This window comes from Methylacidiphilum kamchatkense Kam1, from assembly GCF_007475525.1.
GTDB classification, from domain to species: Bacteria; Verrucomicrobiota; Verrucomicrobiia; order Methylacidiphilales; family Methylacidiphilaceae; genus Methylacidiphilum; species Methylacidiphilum kamchatkense.
Map to the genome: position 1 here is coordinate 604,293 of NZ_CP037899.1, position 19,881 is coordinate 624,173.

Here is a 19,881-nt window from a genome sequence, read left to right on the forward strand (position 1 = left end):
TTTAAAAAAATGGATCAAAAACCGGCCGTAGTACCTGTCAAAGTCCAAAAGAAAAAACAGTCGGTTTTGCCGGCAGGGGGCTTGGGAGCTGTTTTTTTTTGGGTCTCATTAAGTGTTTTTTTAGGTGCTACAGCGGTATACTTTTATAGCCAATACATTTCTCTGGAAAAGACCATTCGAGTACTAAAAGAGGAGGATGAACTTCTCAAACAAGAAAACCAAAAGCAGCGGGCGGTTGTTGATCAACTTCAAGCCGAATTATCCCAGACAGGCAGCCTATTGAAAAGCCAAGAAGAGCTTCTTGAGAAAACCACTCAATCACTCAAAGCAGTCGAATCAAAAAAAATGGAGGAAGCTAGTGGTTCGACTAAAGATAATTCTTCTTTAACCAAAGAACTTGAAAATAGGTTAAAAGCAGCCTTTTCAGAAGAAATACAAAAAGGGGAATCCACAGTGATGCTCCAAAAAAATGGAGTGGTTGTCCGGTTTGCTAAGAGTGCCTTATTTGCCTATGGAGGCATAAAGTTAAGTACACAAGGAAAAGTTCTTTTATCCAAATTTCTCTCTGTAACAAAGCCTTTTTTGGTTAACTCTCAGGATTCAAAAATAGAAGTTTGTTCTTTTACGGATAATGATCCACCTGCTCAGGAAGTACAAGATGTATATCCTACTAATTGGGAAATTTCTGCCATTCGTTCGGCTGCCGTTATCAGGGCATTAATCCAGATTGGACAACTGCCTGAAGGTATATTTTCTCTTGCTGCTGGAGGAGAAACCAATCCGATAGCTGATAACAGTATGTTAGAGGGAAAGGAAAAAAATAGAAGGGTTGAAATTACTGTCTATCCAGCATCTCCTAATGCAGATTTTCGCGCTACTGTAAACCCTTCCTTGATTAATTTAGAAAAAACTAAGCAGTTGCAGCCTCACCATTAGATTGGGAATCATATAAGTAGAGGCAAGGCTTTAAGCAAACTAACGGTATTGGTTGATGATCAGGAACGAAAGCTAGGAATTAATAAAAGGAAGAATAAATTTTTAATCGAGCTTCTTTTGCTTTCCTTCTTCTACGATTGCAAGGTTTTTCGAAGGCTTTTCTTAATCTTGCTTCTCGAAGTGTCCCTTCTCTATCAAGCTTTCTTTTTAGTCGTCGTAAAGCCTTATCGATAGATTCTCCTTTTTTTACTTTTACTTCAGTCATATTTTCCTTTCAGTAATTAACACATTAACGCAAATGAAAACATATTCAACATTCAGATTTGATATTAGAGTCTCAAAAAATAGGATTTACTAAATGACAGATAAAAAAGAAAAAGCAAGTTTTTTTATGATAATTTTTGTGGATTTAGATCTTAAACAATGAGTTATTATTCGAACTGGTGATTGGGGTTAGGCTCTGGAAGGCAGAAGCGAAAACATATCTCATTCTATTAGGACATGATCGTATGGATAGGTAGCCCTTAAAGCATTGGCCTGTTTATGGGATGGGTATCCAAAGGAATATAACTTTTTTTCTTTTTGATCACAAAAATTTGATAGAAACAAATGCCGAGGCGTCAAGTATGAGGCCTCCCAAGCCTTTCTCATCTAGAGATTTTTAGAGTGGGAGAATATAACAAGAAAATTTTAAACGCGTTTTTTAGCATTCCTTGTTAGGAATTAAGGCAAGGGCCCCTTGAACTTTTCCCTTTCTAAGTCGTTCAAGAGCTTCATTGGCTTCATTTAAAGGAAAGACTTCGACATGGGTTTGAATCTTAAATTTGGATGCGATTTTAAAAAATTCTTCACCATCTTGTCTTGTGAGGTTAGCCACAGAAACTATTTGGCGTTCTCCCCATAAAATTTTGTATGGAAAAGATGGGATATCAGTCATATAGATCCCTGCGCAGACTACTTTCCCCCCTTTTTCTACGGCTTGAAGGGCTTGTGGAATTAGGGATCCAACGGGAGCAAAGATAATGGCGCCTTCAAGCAGAACGGGAGGAGAAGAAGTGGAATCACCTGACCATACGGCTCCCAGAGAACGAGCGAATTGTTGGCTGTCTTTATCTCCAGGCCGTGAAAAAGAGTAAACGGCTTTTCCTTGATAATTAGCGATCTGAATAAGGATATGGGCCGCAGCACCAAATCCATAGAAACCAATGCGTTTTGAATTTTCTAAATGTCTATAGGAACGAAAACCAATTAAACCGGCGCAAAGCAAAGGAGCTGCTTCTTTGTCAGTATAAAGAGTTGGGATTGGATAGCAGAACCTCTCGTCTGCTTTTATCCATTCTGCATAGCCACCATCAAGTGTATAGCCAGTAAATTCGGGATGATCACAAAGATTTTCTTTTCCAGAGATGCAAAACTTGCATTGCCCGCATGTCTTCCCTAGCCAAGGAACGCCAACTCTTTGACCTAAAGAAAACCTTTTGGCACCGGGTCCCAACTTCCTGACGATGCCAACAACTTCATGTCCTGGAACTAGGTTAGGTTTTGGATTTGGCAACTCTCCATCCACTACGTGTAGGTCTGTCCGACAAATCCCACAAATAAGGACCTCCAAGAGTATTTCTCCAGGACCTGGATCGGGTATTGGAATATCCTTTAAGATCAAAGGAGCTTTTGGTTTTTCTAAGACCATTGCTTTCATTTTTAGTAATCAACTCAATAGGCTACTCTTTAATCAGTTTCTTTAGCTTATCAACTACTTTTGATTGCTGACCTTTTTCCCATTGCAGCCTTTTTTATCTTCTTTTTCTTCTATTTTTTGGGTGATTAAAAGAGGTAGAAAAAGAAAGGCCCCCACCAATATTATTTGGACTTGTGGAAGTATAGAGTTTGTTGAAATTTTTTCTTGCTTGAAGAGGGTGGATTCCATGACTCCAACAGCAGGAAAATATCTTTATTTTGAGGGACTTCCTTGGTTAAAAAAGAATTTAAAAATGCGGTTGACCCTCCTCTTCATTTTGCTTATAAGGGTCAAGTTGAATGATTTTTCCCGTACGTTCTCAAGGGGTCCACTATTTTATTGAAAAACCCGCTCGGCCTTTTATTTACTTAAAAAACTCAAAGTTTTATGTCTGTGGTTGGTTTTTTGATGCTGAGGGGAAAGCGGCCAAACAAATTAAGGTACAAAGCAAAAAAGACGTGTTTTTTTGTCACCCCATGGAAAGGACCGATATCCAAAAAAAATATGCCTCGGCTGATCTTTCGGTGGATCCGATGTGTGGATTTGAACGGTTTTGTGATCTTAGTAGAGGTATTAAGTTTGTTCAAATATTCGCGCTCCTTTCTTCGGGCTTATGGATAGAGTTAAGTCGACACCTTGTCGTCGTGTTCAAATCTAAACGTTGGAGGAAGAAAAGAATCGAAAAAAAAATTGATGTTTTTTCTTCTTTCCCTAAACCTGAAACTCCTTCTGTAAGTCCAATCACTCAAAATTCTCAATGGCTCAAGCATTCCCTATTGCTTTTTTTGAACAACCCTAAGACAACTCTTAGATTCCCTGTTTGTTCAAGCCCTCTTTTGAGCATTGTTATCTCTACTAGGAATAGAGCCGAATTGCTCTATCAATGCTTTCAATCCATTCTAGCATACGTAGGATTACCTTACGAATTGATCGTTGCTGATAATGCTTCAACAGATGAGACGCCCCTGCTTTTGGCCAAAACCGAAGGCATCAAAACTTTTAGGAATGATACTGATCTGGAGTATCTGCTCAGCGTGAATAAAGCCGCGTTATTGGCTAAAGCTCCATATCTCCTCCTATTGAACAATGATATTATTCTTAGCCCACAAAGCGTAGAGCAAATGATTAGAACTATGGAATCCTATCCGCGCTGTGCTGCTGTGGGCTGTAAGCTTGTTAGGCCAGATGGTACTCTACAGGAAGCAGGGTCTATTGTTTGGGCTGATGGGAGTGCTCTTGCCTACGGAAGGAATGATCCAGATCCAATGAAGTCTGAGTATAACTTTGTACGAGAGGTAGATTATTGTTCAGCGGCTTGCCTGCTAGTGCGTAGAGAATTATGGGAAAAACTTGGCGGCTATGATCCACAGTATGCTCCCGCCTATTATGAAGATAGCGATCTTTGTCTGAGTCTTTGGGCTATGGGTTATAAAGTTCTGTACCAGCCGGCAGCCTTGGTTTTTCATTATGAATTTGGAAGCCGCCCACTTGAAACTGTCAAAGCGATGATAGAAAAAAACCGGTGGAAATTCTTAGAAAAATGGAAGCAACAATTGCAATTGATGCACAGAGATGATGGCGATGTTTTGAAAGCCCGAGACAAGCGACATCAATCAGTTTATTTAGCAGAGAAGGAGAAAAAAAGCAGCAGTTTTAAAGGCAGGATTTTGGTTCTGGATGATTGTGTTCCTCATTTCATGATGGGAAAAGGCTTTCCAAGGGCAATTACAATATTGCAGCTTCTCGAGCAGTTGGGATATTTTGTAACCTTTTATCCCATGCTCTCCCAAGAGTATTCTAAGAAACATTTGGAAATGGCTTTTATGGAAAAAATTGAGCTCATGATTGGATGGGGCCCAAAACGACTTGAAGATTTTTTGCAGGAAAGAAAGGATTATTATGATTTCATTTTTGTGAGTCGTATCCACAACTTTCTGCATGTGGCTAAGCTTATTAAAAAAAGACCTGATTTTTTTAGCAAAACCAAAGTTCTCTACGATGCCGAAGCGATTGTTGCAAGAAGAGAAATTTTGAAGAAAAGCCTTGAAGGTTTGACACTGAAGGAAAAAGAAAAAAAAGAATTAATCGATAAAGAGCTTCTATTAGCTCAATATGCCCATAGGGTTGTTGCAGTATCGAAAGAAGAAGCCCAATATTTTCTCCAAAAGGGTTTCGATGTACATGTTCTTGGCCATTCGATTCATTGCAAACCTACTGAGAGTAGCTTTGAACAAAGATCGGGCTTTCTTTTTGTTGGGTATATGGGCGAGGAAGGTCCTAATACCGATGGATTATCATGGTTTTCCCACTATGTGCTTCCGCATTTAAAAAAGAAAATCCACTCTAACTTTGAGGTGCTAGCTATAGGCCAGGTTTCAGAAGACTTTGTAGAACAACTTAGCCCTTTGGGAATAAAGTTCTTGGGCCTTGTGGAAGATATTCAACCCTTTTTCGAAAAATGCCGAGTTTTTATTGCTCCCACCCGTTATGCTGCTGGAATTCCAATGAAAGTGCATGAAGCCGCTTCCTATGGCTTGCCGGTTGTGGCAAGCATGCTTTTAGCTAAGCAACTCGCATGGACCCCAGGAGAAGAACTGCTTGCTGCTGATTCTCCAGAAGATTTTGCTGCTTGTTGTGAAAAACTTTATCAAGATGCCTCCTTATGGAAAAAGATAAGAGAGAGCGCGCTCAACAAGGTCAAACTCGATTGTGATCCTAAGCGGTTCGAAGAAAATCTTCTATCCTTATTGACATTTCCTAGAAATCAATAAAGAAGGCGAGGTATGTTGTCAAGGAATGGTGACATCGGTAAAATGCCTGCAGGAAGTTTCCCCGACTATATGGAGTAGCTTGAGAGGAACTTTTTCAAAAGACGAGTCATTAGTCCTATCTAACTTGGGGAACATGCCATCATGAACAGCATCAGTGCACTGATAATTAATTTAAAGAATTTGGCTACGAGTTTTGTGCTTAAAGCTCTATTAGGAAGAAGGCTATGGATCTAGATGTAAGCTTGAGAGGAAACTATCCTTTAGGAAGCAAGAAATTAGTGTTCTTTCCGCCTGAACAAGATCGAGTGGTTCTCTGAGGGATCAGGAGCAGAAAAAAACGTTGATATAGGAATGCTGCCAATGGAAAGGAAAAGCAGCTAAGAAAAAAAATGGTTGCAAAGAAAAAGCATTTTAAGAAATAATACACGCTTTAGAATTTTTCGATGAACTTAAGCCAAATTCCTATTTTTGTATTGTGTGGAGGAATGGGGACACGATTGAGGGAAGAAACGGAGTTTAAACCAAAACCCATGGTAACCATTGGCAAGCATCCTATCCTTTGGCATATTTTGCAAAGTTATTCTAAGTTTGGCTTTAGAAGGTTTATCCTTTGTTTGGGATATAAATCTGAAATGATCAAAAGTTATTTCCACAACTTTTTTTCTTTCAACAATGATTGCACAATCAATTTAAAGAACAATAAGACAGTAATCCACGAAAGCATTGAGCAGATTGATTGGGAAGTTACCATGGCTTACACGGGTGAAAAGTCAATGACAGGAAGTCGGATTGCTCAAGCAGCAAAAAAGTATGTGGGTGAATCTGAACATTTTGGTGTGACTTATGGAGATGGGTTGACGGATGTGAATCTTGCTGATGAATTTTACTTTCATCTTAACCACAAAAAATTGGTACCATTCTTGGAGTCAATCCTCCGTCCAGGTTTGGAGAACTGGAAGTGGAGGGTGATCAGGTTGTTTGTTTTCGAGAAAAACCTGATTTCGAAAATGATTGGATTAATGGAGGTTATTTCTTTTTCAGAAGAGAATTTCTTTCTTATTTATCCGAGGATGAAAACTGTATCCTTGAGCGAGCTCCCCTTTTTAATTTAGCTAGAGATGGAGAACTGAAAGTCTATAAGCACAAAGGGTTTTGGGCGTGCATGGATACACAGAGGGATAGAGACATTCTTGTTAAAATGGTCGAGGAAGGCAATACTCCCTGGTTGACTAAAAAATAAGCTCATATGAAAAAAGTTCTAATCACTGGTAATAAAGGCTATATTGGGGCGCATCTGGTTTCCCTATGTAAAGAATATGGCTTTAAAGTTATAGGGTGTGATGTTGGATTTTTTGAAGGCTGCCATTGGGATGCTGTCATGCCAGCTGATGAACAATGGGAGATGGATTTTTTGTCGATTGACGAAAGAAAGCTTGAAGGCATTGATGTCATCTGCCATCTGGCTGCTATATCCAACGATCCCATGGGAGAACTAGATGAGCAACTTACCTATCGGATAAACCGGGATGGGTCAGTTGCTTTAGCTAAAAAAGCTAAAAAAGCTGGTATCCCGTTATTTCTATATGCAGGGAGTTGTTCAGTTTATGGGAAAGCCGGTTCTTTAGATTTGGATGAAACAGCTCCTTTTAACCCCGTATCGGCTTATGCACAATCGAAAGTGGAAGCTGAAAAAGAGATATCACAACTGGCAGACGCCTCTTTCTCCCCTGTGTTCTTAAGAAACGCAACGGCTTTTGGTTATTCTCCGATGCTAAGGATCGATCTTGTGGCCAATAATCTGCTTGCCTGTGCTTTAGCCTTGAAGCAGATTAGGGTTTTGAGCGATGGAACCCCATGGAGACCTCTCGTTCATTGTAAAGATATTGCGCGTGCGTTTATTGCTCTTATCCAGGCTCCAAGAGAGAAAATTCATAATCAAGCGATTAATATTGGAGGGAACGAAGAGAATTATCAGGTCAGACAGATTGTTGATAAGGTAAAGCAGTTAGTGCCACAAGCCGAAGTGGTGTATACGGGTGAGGTTGGAGCTGACCCAAGAAATTATAGAGTATCTTTTAATAAACTCTCCAAAATACTGCCTGATTTTAAGCTTGATTATTCTCTGGATAGGGGCTTAGAAGAACTCTATGAATCGATGGTGAAAAAGAAATTTTCCAGGGAGGATTTTGAGTCTGATCGATTTGTCCGGTTACGAAGGCTAAAAAAGAAGTTGATGAAATAAGTTCGTTCCTATGAAATTTATTCCACTTCCTTTAGATGGGGCTTATTTGATTGATCTTGAAAAAAAGGAAGATCCAAGAGGTTTTTTTGCACGGTTTTTTTGCAAAAACGAGTATATAAGCCATGGTCTAGATCCAACGATTGTGCAAATCAATACCTCTTTCAGTTTAAAAAGAGGGACCCTGCGAGGTCTGCATTATCAAATCTTTCCGAAGGCTGAAACCAAAGTCATCCGGTGTATTCGTGGGGCTTTATGGGATGTTATTGTTGATTTGCGTCCTGAGTCTAAAACTTTTCTCTGTCATTATTCCTGTGAGCTCAATGAGGAAAATAGACGGATGCTGTTTGTTCCTAAAGGCTTTGCGCATGGATTTTTGACATTAATGGATAATACAGAAGCTTTTTATTTGGTGGGAGAATTTTATGCTCCTGAATATGAAAGGGGAATTCGGTATAATGATCCAGCTTTAAATATTCCATGGCCTTTTGAGCCTCTAGTTATTTCAGAAAAAGACAAAAGTTATCCTGACTTCGATAGGCATAGAGCCCTCCAATGAAAATTTTGTTTACGGGAGGAAGTTCTTTCACAGGATTTTGGTTTTGCAAAATCCTTTTGGAAAGAGGACATGAGGTCGTTGGTGTGCTCACCAAAAAACGAAACGATTATGAGGGGATAAGGAAAAAAAGAATAGATTCTCTTTCTTTGCACATGGATTTTGTAGAGGAAGCCCCTTTTGGTTCAGAAAAAGGACGGAGCCTTTTAAAAACCAAAACATTCGATGTTCTTTGTCATCATGGAGCATATGTTAAAGACTACAAAAGTGAAAATTTTGATTGGCTTTTTGCCTTGGAAAACAATACGAAGCACATCCAGGAAGTCTTTAGTCTTTGTAGGGAGCAGGGCATAAGTACTATTATTCTTACCGGCTCGGTCTTTGAACCAAATGAAGGCATAGGCGATAGCCCTTTAAGAGCTTTCTCGCCTTACGGACTTTCTAAGGGCTTAACTGCAGAAGTCTTTAATTATTATGCTACGGTTTATGGGCTTACTTTAGGAAAATTCGTTATTCCTAACCCATTTGGGATCTTTGAAGAAAAAAGGTTTACTTTTTATCTGATCGAAAACTGGAAAAGGAAACAAACGGCTGTTGTCCAAACCCCTAACTATATCCGTGATAATATTCCTTGCGATCTTCTTGCCCATTGTTATTGCCGGTTTGTCGAAAAGATGCATGCAGCAAAGCAAAAATTTTGTAAGGCAAATCCCAGTTATTTTATAGAATCCCAAGGAGCTTTTGCCCTTAGGGTTTCTCGAGAAGTCAGCAACCGAACTGGCTGGCATTGCCCAGTAGAACTTAAGGAACAAAAGACGTATGCTGAACCTTACATGCGAGTCAATTTTCAACCAGCTCTTTTCGACGTTCCAGAGTGGTCTGAGAAACGATTTTGGGATGATTATATTACCTATGCTGTTGAGAATTACTGAGTTAATCTTAAAAGAAATCCATGTCAAAAGAGCGGTTTGACACGAATGGAAACTCTAGTGGCGACTTAATGGCTCTTGTGGTGGAAAAAGCTAGAAGATTAATTTTGAGGAAGTAAAACTGAACTATTGTTTTCTTTGAATAGCAACAAACGATGGGGTTTTTGAATGGACGACGGTTTGATTTCTTTTTGCTACACAATAAAAGATATATCGAATGAAAAATGACAGCCCAATAATCATTATTGGTGGGGGTATCATTGGCTTGGCTTTAGGCTATAAGCTTCTGAGATCTAAAAAAGTTTCTTCCCTGATAATTCTAGAAAAAGAAAAAGAAGTAGGACAACACCAAAGCAGTCATAATAGTGGGGTGCTCCATGCTGGACTTTATTACGCGGTTGGGAGTCTGAAAGCCAAACTCGCTGTCGATGGCATCAGACAGATGGTCTCTTTTTGTCGGGAAAATAGGATTGCTCATGAAATTTGTGGAAAATTGGTCGTTGCTAAAGAAGAAGCGGAACTCTCTGAACTTCATCGACTAAAAAAACAAGGGGATGCGAATGGTCTTGTTGGATTACAAATTCTAGATTCCAAAGAGATGAAAAAAATTGAACCATTTGTCAGCGGAATTGCTTCAATTTACGTTCCAGAAGAAGGAATTGTGGATTATAGGCAAGTTTGTCAAGTACTTGCTAATAAAATAGAACTCATGGGAGGGAAAATTTTTCGGAGAGCCAAGGTGGTTGACATTAAGAAAAAAGGTACGCTGTGGAATGTCAGGACTGTGGGAGAAAATTTTTTGACTTCTTTTCTAGTCAATTGTGCTGGGCTTTATTGCGACAGAATATGCCGGTTAGCAATGGGGCATTGTCCCATTCGAATTGTTCCTTTTAGAGGAGAATATTTCGAAATCAAAGAGCATAGGAAATACCTTGTTAAAAATTTGATCTATCCAGTTCCTGATCCTCGTTTTCCTTTTTTGGGGGTTCATCTGACCCGAATGATTAATGGAAAAGTTGAAGCAGGGCCCAATGCCGTTCTTGCTTTTTCAAGGGAGGGTTACTCTAAAGGCAGCTTCGATTGGAGGGATACCTATGAGATATTGTCTTATCGAGGATTATGGAATTTTTTAAAAAGATATCCTCTTGCAGCATGGGAAGAGTGGAAAAGATCAAAAAGGAAAAGCCTTTTTTGCAAGGCAATCCAAAAGTTGGTACCAGAAATTCAAGAACAAGATTTGATTGCAGGAGCTGTTGGAATTCGGGCTCAAGCCCTCTTCCCCGATGGGAAACTTGTCAATGATTTTTTGTTTGTTAAAGATGAAGGAGTGCTTCATCTTCTTAATGCTCCTAGTCCTGGAGCAACAGCCTCATTGGCGATCGCTGATGAAATCCTAAATAGAATTGATGCCTAAGATAATAGCAGAAACTATTCCTAGGAGATAAGATGAGAAAGGAGGTATCCACATTTCCTCTGGTCTGAATTTTTAAACTAACCAATTAGCCCCGTTCACCTAACTCATTGGGAAAGCCTTCGCTTTTAAGGAAAACTTTGCATGCATCAACTCAGCGGTGATAGGTGTTCCTATTAGGAAAATGAACGAGATTGGAGACCAGATTTATTGGTAGCCTGGAATCTGGATCGCTTAGACCTTTCGGATATTTTCTAGACTAAGCGCTGAATCTTTCGATACGTTTTCAATACATTATGGAAGAGAAAGCTAAGGCTGAACAACGATTTTCAAAAAGGAATGCCAGCGCTTTACGTTCTGAACCACTTGCTATCCTAAGCACCTCCCTGTTGACTGGCCTCTGAGGAGAAAATGAATACAATTTTAGCCTTCTTCTTCGTATTCGCCGATTTCTTTTTTAAGGAGAACTTCTTCCTTTTTCTTTTCTGCGATAACTATGGCTTTGGGAACAATCAGGCCGGCTAATAACATAGGTATAAGGGTGCTAACAAGAGTTGCAATGGTAATAATGGAATATTCTTCTCTATCCAATATTTTATTCTGGATCCCATAGTGCGCAGCAATCAGCCCAAAGGTCAATCCACCGGTTGCAAGCAGTGACCCATAAAGACTTTCTTTAATCGAATGCTTTTCAAGTATTAGATAAGGGAATAGGCCGAACAGCTTGAAACATGTTTTAATCAGGGTGAGGAGGAGGATGGGGAAGAAACCAAAAATCAAAGCATGAAGAGAAATGTGAAAGCCGCTTTTCATAAAAAAAATGGAGTTAGGATACTGTAAGCGACTGCTCTGAGTCTTCTGCGTAACAACCTGTCTGTTGAGAAACTATTAGCCGAAAGAATGCCCAACACAAAAGCCGGAAGTACCGGTTCGGTTTTAGCCATTGTGGCCAAAAATCCTAGAAGACTGAGCATGAAAAAGACAAATTTTATTTCTGGTTCACTAACCGGACTTTTCTTAAGAAAAGCAAGAAGGAATCTAAGCAATTTTGGGAAAAGCCATAGGATTATGAGAGCAATTATTCCGAAAATAATTGAGGAAAGATCCCAATGTGTAAAAAAAATCCCGAGAGCTAAAACTGAACCGAAATCCGTAATAAAACAACTGGATAAAAGAGTCTTGCCTAATGAGCTGTTTTCTATGCCTCTTTCAACAAGAGAAGTATATATGATGGCAATGGAAGTGGTCCCAAGAGCAATACCAGCAATAAGACATTGAGCTATTTTCCAATGCAATAAGTAGTGGGCAAAAAGAGCAATGGCGAAGAAGGGAAACAAAAAGGAGCTTAATCCTGAAAACATGCTTTTTTTCCAGGATTCTTTGAAATATTCTGGTTCGATCTCTGTACCAGCAATAAAACAGAGCATCGTAGCTCCTAGCTTAGACAAAAAATTCATCCATTCTGTTGGATTCGAAAGACCTAAAAAATGACTTAGAACAGCTCCCATAAGAATTTCAGCCAGAGCAACAGGGATTTTCAATCGGATGGCAAAGAGTGCGGCAGAAAAAGCCCCGCCCATCCAGAGGGAAATAAAAAACCATGGGTTTTCCAAAATATTCATAGCTGCTAAAAAAAGAAAAGGCACTCTTTACAGAGAAGTTGCTTCTTACCAATAGGCTTTTCTGGAATTGACCCTCAAAAGTAGGGCAAAGAAGGAGAAAATGTTTTATTTCTAACCTATGAAAGTCTAAAACGTGGGAAAAGGGCTTGAACTATTGACAAAAGAGTGAAACTCACTTATCCATAATACCTATGTATTTGAGCATGAATCGGTACGAAAAAGGGCGATTAACCTGAAGAATCGGTCAGCTGCGAAATTTTTACTAGTGTAAACTCTGGAGATTTGGTGGTAGATCCTTCTCCAAGATCATCTGCAAAGAAGCAGAACAGTAGCTTTATTTCTTTTGAACAGGAATAAGTAAAGACTTTGAGGTAATAGTTGATGTTACTTTTTCCTGAGACCTTTGCTGCTTCCAGATTTCTTAACATGTCTATCAAAAAGAAAAGATATTCTTATGAATACATTACAGCACTTATTCAAACCGTTGGTTGTTGGAGAGATTATCGTAGCAAATCGGATCTGGATGGCTCCAATGACTCGATGTCGGGCAGGGCAACCTGGGGATGTTCCTACAGAATTAATGGCAAAATATTATGCTCAACGGGCGTCTGCGGGACTCATTATTACTGAAGCCACGCAGATCAGTAAAGAAGGGCAAGGATACATATGGACTCCTGGTATCTACACGGATGCTCAGGAGGAGGGGTGGCGTCGTGTTGTAGAAGCGGTTCATAAGGCAGGAGGAAAAATCGCCTTACAACTTTGGCATGTCGGGAGAATCTCTCATCATCTACTTCAGGAAGGAGGAAAACCTCCCGTTGCTCCTTCGCCCATTCAGGCAAAAAATTCTAAATGTTTTGTTTTATTGCCCGATGGTACCCCGGCTCAGGTAGACCCGGATGTTCCAAGAGAACTTTCGATTCCAGAAATTCATCGGATCATTGGCGAGTATGCAGCTGCTGCAAAACGAGCCATGAGAGCTGGGTTTGATTTAGTCGAAATCCATTGTGCTAACGGGTACCTGCCCAATCAATTCCTCGATATTCGAGCAAACCAAAGAAAAGATCAATATGGAGGATCTGTTCAGAATAGGGCACGTTTCGTGCTCGAAGTGGTCGATGCGGTTTGTGAGGCTATAGGAAAAAAACGGGTAGGGGTGCGTCTTTCCCCGAAAGGAGTTTTTTGCGATATGACAGTAGAAGGGAGCATGGAGACAAATTTGTATGTTGCCTCTGAACTTGGGAAGCGTTCTATTGCCTATCTTCATATTGTTGAGCCAGATTGGGCTGGAGGCCAATCTCTAACCGATGATGAACGGAAGGCTTTTCGTGAATTTTTCCCAAATGTATTAGTTTTTTGTAGTGGTTATACGGCTGAGCGAGCTGAATCGACCATTGCTTCAGGAATTGCCGATGCTATTGCTTTTGGCCGACTGTTTATTGCTAATCCTGATTTGCCGGAACGGTTTCGGCGTGGAGCTGTATTGAATGTACCAGATCCTTCCACATTTTATGGAGGAGGAGAAAAAGGGTACACAGATTATCCGACTCTCGAAGAACAAAACAAGAGGGGAAACGGGACTGTTCTCTAGTTACCATTTGCTTTTTAGAGAGCTTTGAAGAAAGCTTGAAAAATTGGCCTGTAGTAGACTAAATCTCTTTCCGGATGGTATTGGACACCAATACAAAAAGGATAAGACTTAAGCCTTACCTGTTCGATAATTCCATCATATTTTGCTCGGGCTTCTATCGAGAGTCCTTCAGCAATCCTCTTTATAGCCTGGTGATGTGAACTATTGACAGCTTGAAATTGGAAAGTAGCATTTTTTTCGACTGTCAGCTCTTGCAGGTTTTGGTCATGAAACATGGGGTCATTATGGCCAGGAATGTTCAGAGAAAGACTTCCACCTAGAAATATATTAAGCAGCTGGATTCCACGGCAAATGCAAAGGATTGGTTTGCCTTTGTTCAAGGCTTGCTCGAGTAAAGCAAACTCCCATTCATCCCGTTGGAAATTGGGAGATATTATTTGAGAAGGATCTTCCCCATCTATATTGCTATACTGTTCTTGATATTCTCTTGAGATATCCTCTCCTCCCGTCAATAGCAGTCCATCGTACTCTTTAGGAGAAGGTATTGGATAAAGCTCTGAAGCAACTTCTTGTCTATGTTCCCTAATATTGAGAAGTCGGATAGAATATGTGCTAGCTAGTTGATTGAGCTTCTCAAAGTATTGTTTATCCTTATCTCGGATCCAACAATAAACTTTTTTAATCACTCGTAAAATAAAATCTAGCCACTATAAGCCAGCAAATTTTTTTCGAATATCAAATGAAGATCATCATTTGGAGGGAAAAATTTAAATAATAAATAATTTAAAATTAATAATATAAAATGATATGTTACTATAATTAAATTATAAACATTGTTAATAATTGTTAGCTGTATTAAGTAATGTTTGTAATATCAGTTTATTTTTTATTGAAATGTTTTCATAATTGATCTAATTTCCCTAAAAATGTATACACTAGCTTCTTTTCTTTATTCTACCTTTTATTCTAGCTGCATGCTCTCTGTTCAAAGGCGAAAGGATTCTTTGTAGCAGTCCATTGAGTTAAAATCGAGCCTCTAGTCAAAAATGAACGAATATCTCCTTAAGGGATTACTTTTTATTTTTATTTTTTACATTCCTTTTATCGTTCTTGCAAAGAACAATTATAGATTTATCTATTTACTAAGTGCTTGTTATTCAGGGCTAGGCTTACTATGTTCTCTTTCTTTTCTTCTCTCTGGTCAATCCAGTCAATCCATAAGTTTTCCTCTTGGTTTACCAACATCGGGTGCCCACTTTAAAATCGATGCGTTATCTAGCTTTTTCCTTTTGATTGTTAATCTAGGATCCTTCATCTCTTCACTCTATGGCATCGGGTATGGTTCTCATGCATCCGAACAGTCAAGAGTCCTTCCTTTTTACATTATTTTCTTGGGTTCGATGAATATGGTCCTCCTTGCAGCTGATGCCTTTAGTTTCCTTTTTTTCTGGGAATTGATGTCTTTATCTTCGTGGGCGTTGGTCATGTCTTCTCATCGGAATAAAGAAACAGCTGAGGCAGGCTTTATTTATATTTTGATGGCTTCTCTTGGAACATTTGCTTTGCTTTTTGCCTTGAGTCTCATTGCTGCTCCTTCTAAATCCTACTGTTTTGATCAGATGGGTAAGGTAAGTATGGATGGAAAACTAGCTTCCCTTATCTTTTTACTTGCTTTATTGGGAGCAGGATCGAAAGCGGGCCTTGTACCTCTTCATGTTTGGTTGCCGAAAGCTCATCCTGCAGCCCCAAGCCATGTGTCAGCTCTCATGAGCGGAGTGATGACGAAAGTGGCCGTTTATGGGTTTATCCGAATTGTATTTGATCTGCTTCCATTCCAAGTAAAATGGTGGAGCATCCTGATCCTGATCATTGCTGGAATTTCCACAGTGGTAGGAGTCCTTTATGCCCTGATGCAGCACGATATAAAAAGACTACTTGCCTATCATACGATCGAAAATATCGGCATTGTCTTTATAGGAATTGGGCTATCCATGGCTTTTAAAACTTATGGTATGACTGCTGCTTCGGCCTTGGCACTGACAGGGGCTCTTTTTCATGCACTGAACCATTCGATTTTCAAAAATCTGCTCTTTTTAGGCTCTGGAGCAATCCAGACTGCTACGGATCAAAGAGACATGGAAAAATTGGGAGGCTTGATTTTGAACATGCCTCATACCGCCTTGACTTTTTTAATTGGCAGTGTGGCCATCAGCGCGCTTCCTCCACTAAATGGTTTTGTTTCTGAATGGCTTCTCATGCAATCGATTCTGCAGAGCCCCCAACTTCCTTCCTGGGGAATGAAGTTCCTTGTTCCATCTGTCGGAGCATTTCTTACTCTGTCAGCAGCGCTAGCAGCATCATGTTTTGTTAAAGTTTATGGGATAACCTTTTTAGGCCGTCCGAGATCGATGCAATCAAGGGCAGCCTGTGAAACAGACCGTTGGTCAGTATTAGCAATGTATTCTCTGGCTTTTCTCTGCATTATTTTTGGTATCTTTCCTAGAATAGTAATTCATTTGCTTGGGCCCGTTATTACAGCCATTGCAGGGACCCATTACTTTCCTTTTTCTGCTAAATCCTTCTTCATGCCTTTATCCCTTGCGGTTGACCAAAATGCTTATAATGGGTTTGTTCTAGTGCTTCTGCTTGGGATTTTCTTCTTTTTCATCATGACTAGTCTCAAATGGCTGGCTTCTAATCAGTTCCGAAGAACATCAATTTGGGACTGTGGGTATCCAGAGAAAAGTCCTGATTGTCAATATACCGCGACTAGTTTTGCACAACCTATCCGAAAAGTGTTTGGTCCTTTTCTGTTTGCCACCAAAGAAAAGGTTATTTGTAGCGAGCCTTGGTATCCAAAGGCTGCTAAAATGATTGTCAAACTGCGTGATCAGATATGGGAATATTTCTACAAACCCGTAGCTATGGCTATTGATAGCATTAGTGAAAAAATCAATTTTCTCCAGTTTCTTACCGTTAGGAGGTATCTGGTTTTAGTATTTTTAACCCTGGTGAGTCTTTTAGGTTGTTTAGCATTTTTGTTATGATTAAAAATTTGGTTTTTCAATGTTTTGATGCGTTCTTTCTTCTTGCTGTCAGTCCGCTTGTGATTGGCATAATAAGAAAGACGAAAGCGCGGTTCCTTCTGAAAAAAGGTCCTTCGCTTTTGCAGCCCTACTACGACCTCATGAAATTGTTTCGTAAGGAAGTGACCCTTCCTGACTCTGCTTCATGGTTATTTAAAGCTACTCCCTATGTGGTCTTTACATTCAGCTGGCTAGCAGCCTCCCTTGTGCCTACTTTTTCTACCAATCTACTTTTCAGTAGAACAGCCGATCTTATTGCGATTATAGCCCTCTTGGGTACAGCTAGGTTTTTCCTTTCCCTTGCGGCCTTAGATACGGGGACAAGTTTTGGAGGATTAGGATCTAGCAGAGAGTCTTTGATTGCTTCACTTGCTGAACCTGCCATGATCATGATCATTTTCACCATAGCTTTGGTGGCGAAATCAACGGATCTCTCTGCAATTTCTACTTTTATGATTTCTGGACAAGCAGGTTTAAGAGTCTCCTTGTGGCTTGCTCTGGCTTCTTTAGTCCTGGTTGCTATTGCTGAAAATGGGAGGATTCCTGTGGATAATCCTGCCACTCACCTGGAACTGACAATGATTCATGAAGCCATGATCCTCGAGTATTCTGGCAAATACCTAGCTTTGTTAGAAGCTGCCAGTCAACTTAAAATCGTTCTTTATCTTTCTCTAATTGCCGCAGTTTTTTTCCCTTTTGGCATGGCAACCATGGTAGGTGGGATTTCTAGCTTTTTTATTGGGCTTTTTACCTATATTGCCAAAATTGGCTTAGGGGCCCTAATGCTAGGATTTTTTGAAATCTTGGTGGCAAAGATGCGGCTTTTCAAAATCCCAAACTTTCTTGGAGCTGCTTTTATGTTGGCGCTTCTTGCTACCGTACTCCTTTTTGTATCACGAAGCTTATGAATCATAACCTTAATTTTGATATCAGCCATATGTTAGCTGGCTCAATGCTCCTAGTCAGCTTTGTTCTTCTTTATCAAGACAGAATGTTTAGTCTTCTGAACGTCTATACCGTGCATGCTTTAGTTCTTGCAGCGGCTTCTGCCTGGCAAGGATTTGTTCAGCATGCACCACATCTCTATGCTACGGCGGTTATAGCTTTGGTGTTCAAAGCGATAGCTATCCCTTTGACTCTGAGATGGTTGATTGTCAAGCTAGCGATTCATAGGGAGATAGAAAAGGTCGTGGGTTCGGGGATTTCTGTGATTGCTGGGTTTTTCCTTACCGCCTTATCGATTACTGTCATGATGAAAGCCAGCGGGGGTACCGATCCAATGACCCGAGAAGATCTTTCATTTGCGCTAGCGGTGGTTTTGATCGGTCTTTTGATGATGGTTGGTAGACGTAATGCTATAAGCCAGGTTGTTGGGTTTATGTCCATGGAGAATGGTTTGATTTTAGCGGCCGTTGGAGCTAAAGGAATGCCACTTGTTGTTGAAATCAGTGTGGCTTTTTCTGTTCTAATCGCTTTGATCGTAATCGGTATCTTTCTCTTCCGAATTAGAGAAAGATTCGATGTCGTTGATATCCGTGGACTCGAAAAGTCAGGAGGTGAACGGTAAAATGTACCTGAAAGCTGTTCTTATCTTTCCATTCATTGGAATACTTCTGCTGTCTCTGATCAGAAGCTATAGGATCTCATCCTTTTTAAACACTCTCTTTTCTTTTCTCTCTTTTGCTAGCTCCCTTCTTTTGCTTGTCAAAAGAGAGTCAGCTGGATTGTTTTTTGTTGTAGATGAACTCAACATCGTTTTTATCCTCCTGACAAACTTTGTTGGTTTCACGACCGCTTTGTTTAGTCAAAAATACATTGCGCATGAAATAAAGACAGGGCATATATCCGCAGTTTCTTTGAGATTTTATCATGCGATGTATCAGTCACTTCTTTTTGGGATGAATCTGGCGCTTTGTTCCAACAACATAGGACTGATGTGGGTTTCTATTGAAATCGCTACACTTTCGACGGTTCTTATGGTTGGTATTTACCGAACAGCTGAAGCACTTGAAGCTTCATGGAAATATTTCATCCTTGGTGGAGTGGGTATAGCTCTGGCTCTCTTTGGAACTTTTCTTTTCTATATTTCTGCTCGTCCAGCAATTGGAGAAGGATTGTCGGCGATGGCATGGACAAATCTCCTTTCCCATGCATCTAACCTTGATACTTCTCTTGTGAACATTGCCTTTGTTTTCATTCTTCTGGGTTATGGAACAAAAGCTGGACTGTTTCCATTACACGCCTGGTTGCCTGATGCGCATGCAGAGGGTCCAACCCCTATTTCTGCTGTACTTTCAGGGTTGCTCCTTAATGTGGCTCTATATGCGATCCTGCGGTTTAAAATGCTTCTTGCTGCCAATCCACATGCCTTGCAGGCAGGTCCACTTTTGATGTCTTTGGGGCTTGCTTCCGTACTGTTCGCTGCCCTTATGCTTTACAAACGAAGGGATATCAAACGGCTTTTTGCTTACTCGTCGATTGAACATATGGGAATTATTGCCTTTGCCTTTGGGATTGGTGGAGCGCTTGCCAACTTTGCTGGGCTTTTGCATATGAGCATGCATAGCTTGACTAAGTCAGCGATTTTCTTTGCAATTGGTTATATCTCTCAGATTAAAAGAACACAGAAGATAGCTGATTTATCGGGCTTAACAGCAAGCCATCCTGTTCTGGGCTGGGGGCTTGTATTTGGAGTGCTTGCCATAGCCGGTCTTCCACCAATGGGGGTGTTTATGAGTGAATTTTTAGTCCTCAGTTCAGCTTTTGCTAAAGCGCCACTACTCGCAGCCCTGCTTGCCTGCGGTTTGATCATTGCCTTTGGAGCACTCTTGCTCAAACTTGTTCAAGTGGCTTTTGGAGAGCCAAAAGGGACTTCTGCTGTTGTTCCTTCCTTATATCTGCCTATGTTGAGTCATTTCCTTCTTATCCTTGCTGCTGGAATCTACATTCCTCCGCATGTGGTGGAATGGTTTAAACATACTTCTTTACTTTTAAAATGAGAT

The 19,881-nt window shown here is 40.2% G+C and carries 14 protein-coding genes and 2 pseudogenes; 12 read left to right on the forward strand and 4 right to left on the reverse strand.

Features of this window, described 5'->3' with window-relative positions; translation table 11 throughout:
• The first annotated feature begins 9 nt into the window (after window positions 1-9).
• On the forward strand, window positions 10-936 hold the full coding sequence (locus kam1_RS02855) for an OmpA family protein (RefSeq protein ID WP_143958231.1): 927 nt from the start codon (window positions 10-12) through the stop codon (window positions 934-936).
• 79 nt (window positions 937-1,015) lie between these two features.
• Here the strand turns inward: kam1_RS02855 and rpsU are convergent, their stop codons facing one another.
• The gene (rpsU, locus tag kam1_RS02860; RefSeq protein ID WP_009060067.1) at window positions 1,016-1,201 is read right to left on the reverse strand and encodes a 30S ribosomal protein S21; all 186 of its coding nucleotides are present in this window, start codon (window positions 1,199-1,201) and stop codon (window positions 1,016-1,018) included.
• A gap of 438 nt (window positions 1,202-1,639) precedes the next feature.
• Window positions 1,640-2,635, reverse strand: coding sequence for a zinc-dependent alcohol dehydrogenase family protein (locus kam1_RS02865; protein WP_039721200.1), 996 nt, complete (start codon window positions 2,633-2,635; stop codon window positions 1,640-1,642).
• A gap of 338 nt (window positions 2,636-2,973) precedes the next feature.
• Between kam1_RS02865 and kam1_RS02870 the strand changes: the two genes are divergently transcribed.
• From kam1_RS02870 to lhgO, 6 genes and pseudogenes are all read left to right on the forward strand, one after another.
• Window positions 2,974-5,445, forward strand: a complete 2,472-nt coding sequence (locus tag kam1_RS02870; RefSeq protein WP_039721199.1) for a glycosyltransferase — start codon at window positions 2,974-2,976, stop codon at window positions 5,443-5,445.
• A gap of 443 nt (window positions 5,446-5,888) precedes the next feature.
• A pseudogene (locus tag kam1_RS02875) lies at window positions 5,889-6,685 on the forward strand (sugar phosphate nucleotidyltransferase).
• 6 nt (window positions 6,686-6,691) lie between these two features.
• The gene (locus kam1_RS02880) at window positions 6,692-7,687 is read left to right on the forward strand and encodes an NAD-dependent epimerase/dehydratase family protein (protein WP_039721197.1); all 996 of its coding nucleotides are present in this window, start codon (window positions 6,692-6,694) and stop codon (window positions 7,685-7,687) included.
• 10 nt (window positions 7,688-7,697) lie between these two features.
• A complete protein-coding gene (gene rfbC / locus kam1_RS02885; RefSeq protein ID WP_039721196.1) occupies window positions 7,698-8,243 on the forward strand; it encodes a dTDP-4-dehydrorhamnose 3,5-epimerase in 546 nt (181 codons plus the stop codon).
• Entirely contained in the window at window positions 8,240-9,172 is a 933-nt protein-coding gene (locus tag kam1_RS02890) for an NAD-dependent epimerase/dehydratase family protein (RefSeq protein ID WP_039721195.1), read from the forward strand. The genes rfbC and kam1_RS02890 overlap by 4 nt, the downstream gene beginning before the upstream one ends.
• A gap of 214 nt (window positions 9,173-9,386) precedes the next feature.
• Window positions 9,387-10,583 carry an L-2-hydroxyglutarate oxidase gene (gene lhgO / locus kam1_RS02895; protein ID WP_039721194.1) on the forward strand — a complete coding sequence of 399 codons (1,197 nt, stop codon included), beginning with the start codon at window positions 9,387-9,389 and terminating at the stop codon, window positions 10,581-10,583.
• Between the two features lie 420 nt (window positions 10,584-11,003).
• Here the strand turns inward: lhgO and kam1_RS02900 are convergent.
• Window positions 11,004-12,202: pseudogene (locus kam1_RS02900) on the reverse strand (cation:proton antiporter).
• A 454-nt stretch (window positions 12,203-12,656) separates the two neighbouring features.
• Here kam1_RS02900 and kam1_RS02905 point away from each other — a divergent pair.
• Window positions 12,657-13,793: an alkene reductase gene (locus kam1_RS02905; RefSeq protein ID WP_039721192.1), complete on the forward strand. Its 1,137-nt coding sequence runs from the start codon at window positions 12,657-12,659 to the stop codon at window positions 13,791-13,793.
• Between the two features lie 14 nt (window positions 13,794-13,807).
• Here kam1_RS02905 and kam1_RS02910 read toward each other — a convergent pair whose 3' ends face one another.
• Window positions 13,808-14,479 carry a gamma-glutamyl-gamma-aminobutyrate hydrolase family protein gene (locus kam1_RS02910; protein WP_039721191.1) on the reverse strand — a complete coding sequence of 224 codons (672 nt, stop codon included), beginning with the start codon at window positions 14,477-14,479 and terminating at the stop codon, window positions 13,808-13,810.
• Window positions 14,480-14,839: 360 nt separating this feature from the next.
• Between kam1_RS02910 and hyfB the strand changes: the two genes are divergently transcribed.
• Genes hyfB through kam1_RS02930 form a run of 4 tightly spaced genes read left to right on the forward strand, consistent with a single transcriptional unit; the run spans window position 14,840 to window position 19,878 of the window.
• Window positions 14,840-16,840 (forward strand): hydrogenase 4 subunit B, encoded by a 2,001-nt coding sequence (hyfB, locus tag kam1_RS02915; protein ID WP_039721190.1) that lies wholly within the window; start codon window positions 14,840-14,842, stop codon window positions 16,838-16,840.
• Window positions 16,837-17,787: a respiratory chain complex I subunit 1 family protein gene (locus kam1_RS02920; protein WP_039721189.1), complete on the forward strand. Its 951-nt coding sequence runs from the start codon at window positions 16,837-16,839 to the stop codon at window positions 17,785-17,787. Before hyfB ends, kam1_RS02920 begins: the two co-directional genes overlap by 4 nt.
• Window positions 17,784-18,446, forward strand: a complete 663-nt coding sequence (locus tag kam1_RS02925; protein WP_039721188.1) for a hydrogenase-4 component E — start codon at window positions 17,784-17,786, stop codon at window positions 18,444-18,446. The genes kam1_RS02920 and kam1_RS02925 overlap by 4 nt, the downstream gene beginning before the upstream one ends.
• A gap of 1 nt (window position 18,447) precedes the next feature.
• Entirely contained in the window at window positions 18,448-19,878 is a 1,431-nt protein-coding gene (locus kam1_RS02930) for a hydrogenase 4 subunit F (RefSeq protein WP_143958232.1), read from the forward strand.
• Window positions 19,879-19,881: the final 3 nt, after the last annotated feature.